The 7,002-nt window shown below is 43.6% G+C and carries 10 protein-coding genes; 2 read left to right on the top strand and 8 right to left on the bottom strand.

The features are described from left to right. Positions 1-142 (top strand): Rid family hydrolase (locus AB4496_RS17300; RefSeq protein WP_372131466.1); only part of this gene is annotated, 142 nt, incomplete at its 5' end. 125 nt (positions 143-267) lie between these two features. On the opposite strand, the gene AB4496_RS17295 is transcribed toward AB4496_RS17300, so the two are convergent. The 8 genes from AB4496_RS17295 to mlaF form a co-directional block, all read right to left on the bottom strand. Next, positions 268-993 (bottom strand): 1-acylglycerol-3-phosphate O-acyltransferase, encoded by a 726-nt coding sequence (locus AB4496_RS17295; protein WP_004735318.1) that lies wholly within the window; start codon positions 991-993, stop codon positions 268-270. 150 nt (positions 994-1,143) lie between these two features. Continuing rightward, on the bottom strand, positions 1,144-2,409 hold the full coding sequence (murA, locus tag AB4496_RS17290) for a UDP-N-acetylglucosamine 1-carboxyvinyltransferase (protein ID WP_009847730.1): 1,266 nt from the start codon (positions 2,407-2,409) through the stop codon (positions 1,144-1,146). An 8-nt stretch (positions 2,410-2,417) separates the two neighbouring features. Beyond that, complete coding sequence (ibaG, locus tag AB4496_RS17285) at positions 2,418-2,672, bottom strand: BolA family iron metabolism protein IbaG (RefSeq protein WP_004738686.1); 255 nt, start codon at positions 2,670-2,672, stop codon at positions 2,418-2,420. A gap of 13 nt (positions 2,673-2,685) precedes the next feature. Further along, entirely contained in the window at positions 2,686-2,994 is a 309-nt protein-coding gene (locus AB4496_RS17280) for a lipid asymmetry maintenance protein MlaB (RefSeq protein ID WP_004735315.1), read from the bottom strand. Further along, positions 2,994-3,671: a phospholipid-binding protein MlaC gene (locus AB4496_RS17275; protein ID WP_009847731.1), complete on the bottom strand. Its 678-nt coding sequence runs from the start codon at positions 3,669-3,671 to the stop codon at positions 2,994-2,996. Before AB4496_RS17275 ends, AB4496_RS17280 begins: the two co-directional genes overlap by 1 nt. Positions 3,672-3,675: 4 nt before the next feature. Beyond that, positions 3,676-4,167 (bottom strand): outer membrane lipid asymmetry maintenance protein MlaD, encoded by a 492-nt coding sequence (gene mlaD, locus AB4496_RS17270; RefSeq protein ID WP_009847732.1) that lies wholly within the window; start codon positions 4,165-4,167, stop codon positions 3,676-3,678. A 2-nt stretch (positions 4,168-4,169) separates the two neighbouring features. Continuing rightward, complete coding sequence (mlaE, locus tag AB4496_RS17265; RefSeq protein ID WP_009847733.1) at positions 4,170-4,949, bottom strand: lipid asymmetry maintenance ABC transporter permease subunit MlaE; 780 nt, start codon at positions 4,947-4,949, stop codon at positions 4,170-4,172. After that, on the bottom strand, positions 4,939-5,745 hold the full coding sequence (mlaF, locus tag AB4496_RS17260) for a phospholipid ABC transporter ATP-binding protein MlaF (protein ID WP_102257867.1): 807 nt from the start codon (positions 5,743-5,745) through the stop codon (positions 4,939-4,941). Before mlaF ends, mlaE begins: the two co-directional genes overlap by 11 nt. Positions 5,746-6,008: 263 nt before the next feature. Between mlaF and AB4496_RS17255 the strand changes: the two genes are divergently transcribed. Further along, complete coding sequence (locus tag AB4496_RS17255) at positions 6,009-6,974, top strand: calcium/sodium antiporter (RefSeq protein WP_009847735.1); 966 nt, start codon at positions 6,009-6,011, stop codon at positions 6,972-6,974. The last annotated feature ends 28 nt before the right edge of the window (positions 6,975-7,002 follow it).

The raw sequence follows: 7,002 nt of genomic DNA, 5'->3' as shown, positions 1-7,002 counted from the left end.
CTTCGGTACAGTAAATGAAGTTTACGGTAAATTCTTTGATGAGCACGGTGTTGCAAACTACCCTGCACGTTCATGTGTTGAAGTAGCGCGTCTGCCAAAAGATGTAGGTATCGAGATCGAAGCTATTGCGGTTCGCAAATAGGTTTTAATATCTAGAATAAACGGTTTCTAGTAAACAAATTGGCATAAAGCTGAGCGTTTATCAGATACAAAAAAAGGTTGCCCACTTGGCAACCTTTTTTATTGTTCATCGTTTCGCTTAGATGATTACTTCTTATTAAGCTCAACCACTTCTTTGTCTAACTCTTCAAGCTTCGCAGCCATCTGCTCACGAGCTAGGTTAGCCAGTTGACGAACATTAGACTTATCGTAATCTTCAGTGCTGATTGGTGGCAGCATTTCAACAATCACATGACCATTGTTCCAACGGTTCAGCTTCACGCCACCTGTTGAGCTACACACGATAGGGATAATAGGTAAGCCAGCGCCAATCGCAGCATGGAAAGCACCCGTTTTGAATGGCAACAAACCACGACCACGAGAACGAGTCCCCTCAGGGAACATCCATACTGAAACATCACTCTCTTTAAGGCTAGTAACCACTTGATCGATCGTACCTACCGCTTTGCTGCGGTTAGCCCGGTCGATTAGGATATTACCCGTCAACCAGTACAGCTGACCAAAAAGAGGCATCCACGCTAGGCTCTTCTTACCAACAGTCACAACCTTAGGTGTTACCGCAGATGAAATCGTGAATAGATCCCAGCTATTTTGGTGGTTTGCAACGTAAACATGTTGGCCACGAGAGTAAGCATCTTCCGGGATACGAAGCTCTAACTTCATACCAAAGATTTTCGACATGCGACCGAAATAACGACCAAAGGTAAATACGTGTTTCGGGTTACGTGGGCTTAGTAAACAGTAACCACACCCAAATACAAACATAAGAATCGCAAATATCGCCACTGCGAAAATACGTAATATTGCTATCATTTTGTTCCTCACAACCACCAAGTTGATTCATCTATTTGCACAAAATAGGCAATAGATTCACTGGCGGTAAATACAACTATAAAAAAGCCGAAACCAAGGTTCCGACTTTTCTGTTTTCATCTTACTGATTCATGAACTCACTAACCTAAGTTAGTTCGACTCGCTAAACCGTGTAATGTTTGCGCCTAAGGCTGACAATTTATCTTCAATCTTATCGTAGCCACGATCGATGTGATAAATACGGTCAACGATGGTTTCACCTTGAGCGATACAACCAGCAATAACAAGGCTCGCAGATGCGCGAAGGTCCGTTGCCATTACTTGAGCGCCGCTCAATTTTTTGGTTTCACCACAAATAGCAGTGTTGCCTTCTATTTCCGCTTTTGCTCCCATTCGCTGTAGTTCAGGAATGTGCATAAAGCGGTTTTCAAAGATAGTCTCAGTGATTACACCACTGCCCTTCGCCATCATGTTAAGCAGGGTAAACTGTGCTTGCATGTCGGTTGGGAAGCCTGGGTGAGGTGCCGTTACGATTTTCACCGCTTTCAACTCACGAACAGTCATATCAAGGCTGATCCAACCTTCGCCCGTTTCAACCTTCGCTCCCGCTTCTTCAAGCTTCGCTAAGGCAGCTTCAAGAAGATGAGCGTTGGTGTTGCGACAAACCACTTTACCGCCAGAAACCGCAGCAGCAACCAGGAAGGTACCCGTTTCAATACGGTCTGCAACCACAGAGTGTTGGCCACCACCAAGACGCTCAACGCCTTCGATAGTAATCGTATCTGTACCTGCACCAGAAATTTTAGCTCCTAGTTTGTTTAGGAAATCAGCCGTATCAACAATCTCAGGCTCACGCGCTGAATTATCTAACACAGTTGTACCTTCCGCTAGCGTTGCTGCACACATGATAGTAATGGTGGCACCCACACTTACTTTATCCATCACGATGTGCGCGCCTTTCAAACGGCCGTCAACACTTGCTTTTACATAACCATCTTCCAATACAATGGTCGCACCTAGTTGCTCTAGGCCATGGATATGTAAATCAACAGGTCGAGCACCAATAGCACAACCGCCCGGAAGTGACACTTGGCCTTCACCAAAACGAGCGACTAAAGGACCTAAAGCCCAAATAGAAGCGCGCATTGTTTTTACTAAATCGTAAGGTGCACAAAATTCATTAATTTCGCTGCCATCAACATGAACACTACCATTGCGTGATACTTTTGCGCCTAAACGCTTAAGCAATTCCATCGTAGTATCGATGTCACGTAGGTGAGGAACATTACTCACTTCAACCGGCTCTTCAGCTAGAATTGAAGCAAATAGGATTGGTAGGGCTGCATTTTTTGCGCCTGAGATCGTCACTTCACCGCTTAGCGGCTTATCCGATCCAATAACTCGAAACTTTTCCATCATAAACCTTAAAGTGACATCAGTTTCTTATCACGTTCCCACTCTTCCGGCGTGAAAGCCTTAATAGAAAGAGCATGGATATCATTGCGTTGAATGTATTCCATTAGTGGGCCGTAGATTAGTTGCTGCTTCTTAACTCGATTCATGCCGTCAAAACATGGATCAACCGCAACAACTTCGTAATGACTGCCTTCACCCTTCACGATAATTTCCTGAAGGTTCAGAGCCTCTGCTAATAATTCTTGTACTTTTGTGCTGTCCACAAATAGCTCCTGCCTAATTTTTTATGTGTTCTGCCATCATTGGCTGGATATTGCTCAATTGGAACAACGTTCGTAATTGTTCTGGCACGAAACTGAGCATTATATGACAGTTTTGATTTTTTGCATGCTCTAATAAGTGAATTAGCATCACCATTCCTGCTGAATCGACTCGATTTATATGGCTAAGGTCAATTTCAACGCTCGATTCCGTCGTTTGCCACTTTTCCAATATACGCCAGATTGCAGGTACACTATCTCGATCTATATCACCAAGAAGTTGATATTCTTTAGAGCTTAGCGCTTGCCATTGAGAATGGCTCATTATTTATTACTCTCAAAACGAATCGGTTGAGAAGCCAGTTTCTCGAGTTCGTCAGCTACTTGTAAGATGCCTTCTTGACGAATCTTAGTGTTCCACTCAGACTTCTTGCTTGATAGCAGGCTTATACCTTCGGCAACCATATCAAATGCCTTCCACTCACCTGACTTCTTATCTTTGCGCAGTTTAAACTCAAGGTTAATGTTTGGTCGAGGCGTATCAATGATATCAACCTTAATACTGGTAATACGGCTATCTGTTTTAATTGTTGGTTCTGGACCAAATTTAATCGTCTGATCTGTATATTGAGTTAACACTTGAGCATAAGAAGAAACGAGATATTTACGAAATGCATCAATAAATACGCGCACGTCTCCTCTATCAGCACCTTTCAAGTTCGGCCCTAGCAACTTCAGCGCCGCATATTGAGCATTCACATAAGGCATCAACTCTTCTTCCACGATGACCTTCAGTAACTCTGGATCTTGTTGGATATTCTCTTGCTCGTTCTTCAAACGGGCGAAAGCCTCTTCTGCAACTTGAGTCATCATCTGATAAGGCTGAGTTCGATCAATCGGTTTTGCCGAAAAAGCTGGAGTCGACATCAGCAAAGCGACAGCTGTCAGAAGCAGTCTTTTCAATAAGTAATTAGTCTTCAATAAATTATTCGTCTTTAACATGAGCCTACTCCTTAGCTTCGCTATTATCAGAGCCACCGACGCTATACAGCACTTGACCAATCAAATCTTCTAATACTAATGCCGACTTGGTGTCTTCGATAGAATCACCATCAACCAACATCTCTTCATCTTCAAAGATGAAGCCTGGAACTAAGCTGATGTACTGCTCACCGATCAAGCCCGACGTTAAGATTTGAGCACTAGAGGTATCAGGAAATTGTGAGTACTTCGCATCAATAGACAGTTCAACCACAGGAAGGTAGCTCTCAGTATCAAGTTCAATACTTTGAACTCGACCAACAACGACGCCCCCCACCTTTACTGGTGAGCGAACCTTTAGGCTGCCAATATTGTCAAAGGTCGCTTTTAGGTTATAAGTATGGTTTGAACCTATACCTTTTACGTCAGCGACTTGAAAGATCATGATTAAGATTGCGCAAATTCCGGCAATAACAAAGGTGCCGACCCATAATTCTAATTTTCGAGTTTGTTGCATGATTAATTCCCAAACATCAATGCGGTAAGAACAAAATCTAGCCCTAATACCGCTAGAGAAGAGTGTACTACTGTGCGTGTGGTTGCCTGACTAATACCTTCGGATGTCGGTACTGCATCATAACCATTAAAAAGTGCGATCCAAGTTACGGTGATAGCGAAGACCATGCATTTGATCATACTGTTACCAATATCACGGCCAAGCTCAACGGAAGACTGCATCGCAGACCAGAAACTGCCGTGGTCAATACCTTTCCAATCCACACCGACTAACTGAGCACCCCAAATCCCGACCGCCATAAAAATCATAGCGAGCAGTGGCATAGAAATAAGGCCGGCCCAGAGACGTGGCGCAATAATGCGTTTAAGAGGATCAACCGCCATCATCTCAAGGCTAGAGATCTGTTCAGTAGCTTTCATTAAGCCGATTTCAGCCGTTAATGCTGAACCCGCACGACCAGCAAACAGAAGTGCTGTCACCACAGGGCCCAATTCCCGTAACAACGAGAGCGCGACCATTTGCCCAAGGTTACCCTCTGCGCCATAGTCGATTAATACGACATAGCCCTGCAGACTGAGTACCATGCCAATAAACAAGCCTGAAACTAAAATGATAGCCAATGACTGAACGCCAACGCTATAAAATTGTTTAACTAATAGAGGGAAATTTTTTAGTTTCGGGATGCCAAACAAAGCCCCAAATAGCATTAGGCTTGCTCGACCAAATGACTCACAGATCGCAAGTGCGCGCTTACCGACACCCGCAATAGTTTTAGCAATCATATTCAAACAAATCCTTTTCTAAGCTATTTGCAGGAAACCTAAATGGCACAGGGCCATCCGATTCACCTTGCAAAAATTGCTGCACTCTTGGGTCGCTGTTGTTGTACAACTCATCAGGAGAACCTGCAGCAATAATTTTCCCATCAGCCATCAAATAAACCCAATCAGCAATGCTCATCACCTCAGGGACATCATGAGAAACGACAATAGAGGTTAAACCCAAGGCTTGATTGAGGTTACGAATCAACTCAACCAAAACACCCATGGTGATTGGATCTTGGCCAACAAAAGGCTCATCATACATAATAAGTTCTGGGTCCAATGCGATCGCACGGGCCAACGCCGCTCGTCTCGCCATACCACCAGACAACTCACTCGGCATTAATTGCGCCGCGCCTCGCAACCCTACCGCCTCAAGCTTAAGCAATACAATGGTACGAATGAATTTTTCGTTAAGTTCAGTGTGCTCTCGCAAAGGAAACGCCACATTATCAAAGACATTTAGATCCGTGAAAAGTGCCCCCGATTGGAAAAGCATGCTCATTTTCTTACGTGCTTGATATAGCTTTCGACGTGGCAATGCAGGGATGTTGTCGCCATCAAACCAAATTTCACCTTCATCTGGTGGTAATTGTCCACCAATCAGACGTAATAAGGTTGTTTTGCCGATCCCTGACGGCCCCATGAACGCGGTTATTTTTCCTTGAGGAACTTCTAAACTGATGTCATCAAAGATAATTCGTTCACCGCGTGAGAAGCTGAGATTCTTAACTTTCACAAGCTCAGTGTTCAACATACTTTTGTTGTTTCCTTGCTTTAAAAACGCCAATTATGACTGCAATAATAATGAGTCTACTTTAGAATTAAAAGCGCTGTTCAATTAATTATTAAAAACAGAAAACAAAGGCAGGGATTTGAAAGCATTGAGAAATTCATTCCTCAACAACATTTCTTTACCACTAACTAGCAATTAATTTGTCGAGTGACTTCCCTTTTATCTAGCAACAAGTCAAAATTAGCGGTTAATTCTCCGTTTTTTATTAATTTTTAGGAATCATCATGCTTGAAGCGATTGCGTTTCTTATTATCGGTCTAGGTTTTTTGGTGTGGAGTGCAGATAAGCTGGTATACGGTGCCGCAGCTCTTGCTCGCAACTTCGGTATTTCACCACTAGTTATCGGTATGACAATCTTAGCAATGGGATCTTCAGCCCCTGAAATGATGGTTTCTGCGACAGCAGCCCTTGATGGTAAAACAGATACGGCGGTAGGTAACGTATTAGGCTCAAACATCGCTAACATCGCGCTGATTTTAGGTATTACAGCCCTTATCAAGCCATTATCGATTAGCTCTGGTGTGATTCGTCGTGAACTACCTTTAATGATAGGTGTCACTCTATTAGCGGGCGCACTGCTTTGGGATAATCACTTAGGTTTCTATGAAGGTGTGTTGTTGTTTGTTCTTTTTGCCGCTTTCTTATTTGCGATGCTGCAAATCAGCCGTAGTGAGAAAAAGAACGGTGATGCCTTTCTTGACGAACAAGAATCTGAAGTTCCTGAAGGCGTGAGCAACCCCAAAGCCGCAATGTGGGTGGTGGTTGGCCTGATTATTCTACCTCTAGCGGCCAACATGTTGGTTGATAACGCGGTTGTAATCGCGAAGTTCTTTGGTATGAGCGACCTTGTGATTGGTTTAACCATTATTGCCGTTGGCACAAGTTTACCTGAACTTGCAGCATCACTAGCTGGTGTTATGAAAGGTGAAGATGATATGGCTGTGGGTAATATCATTGGCTCAAACGTATTCAACATCCTTGCCGTGATGGGTATCCCAGGCATCCTAAACCCTTCAATCTTGAGCGAGTTTGCAATGGGTCGTGACTTCTGGGTAATGCTAGGCGTATCACTACTTCTTGTTATCATGGCACTAGGAAAATCTCGTAGCGTGAATCGTATCGAAGGCGGCGTGTTAATCGTGACGTTTGTGGCATATCAAAGTTACCTACTAATGAACATGTCAGCTTAATTGTTGATTTAACTTCCCGTACTTGGAG

Origin of the sequence: Vibrio sp. 10N.222.46.A1 (assembly GCF_041473595.1) — a bacterium.
Classification (GTDB): Bacteria; Pseudomonadota; Gammaproteobacteria; order Enterobacterales; family Vibrionaceae; genus Vibrio; species Vibrio tasmaniensis_A.
This window is presented reverse-complemented; position numbering and strand designations above follow the sequence as displayed.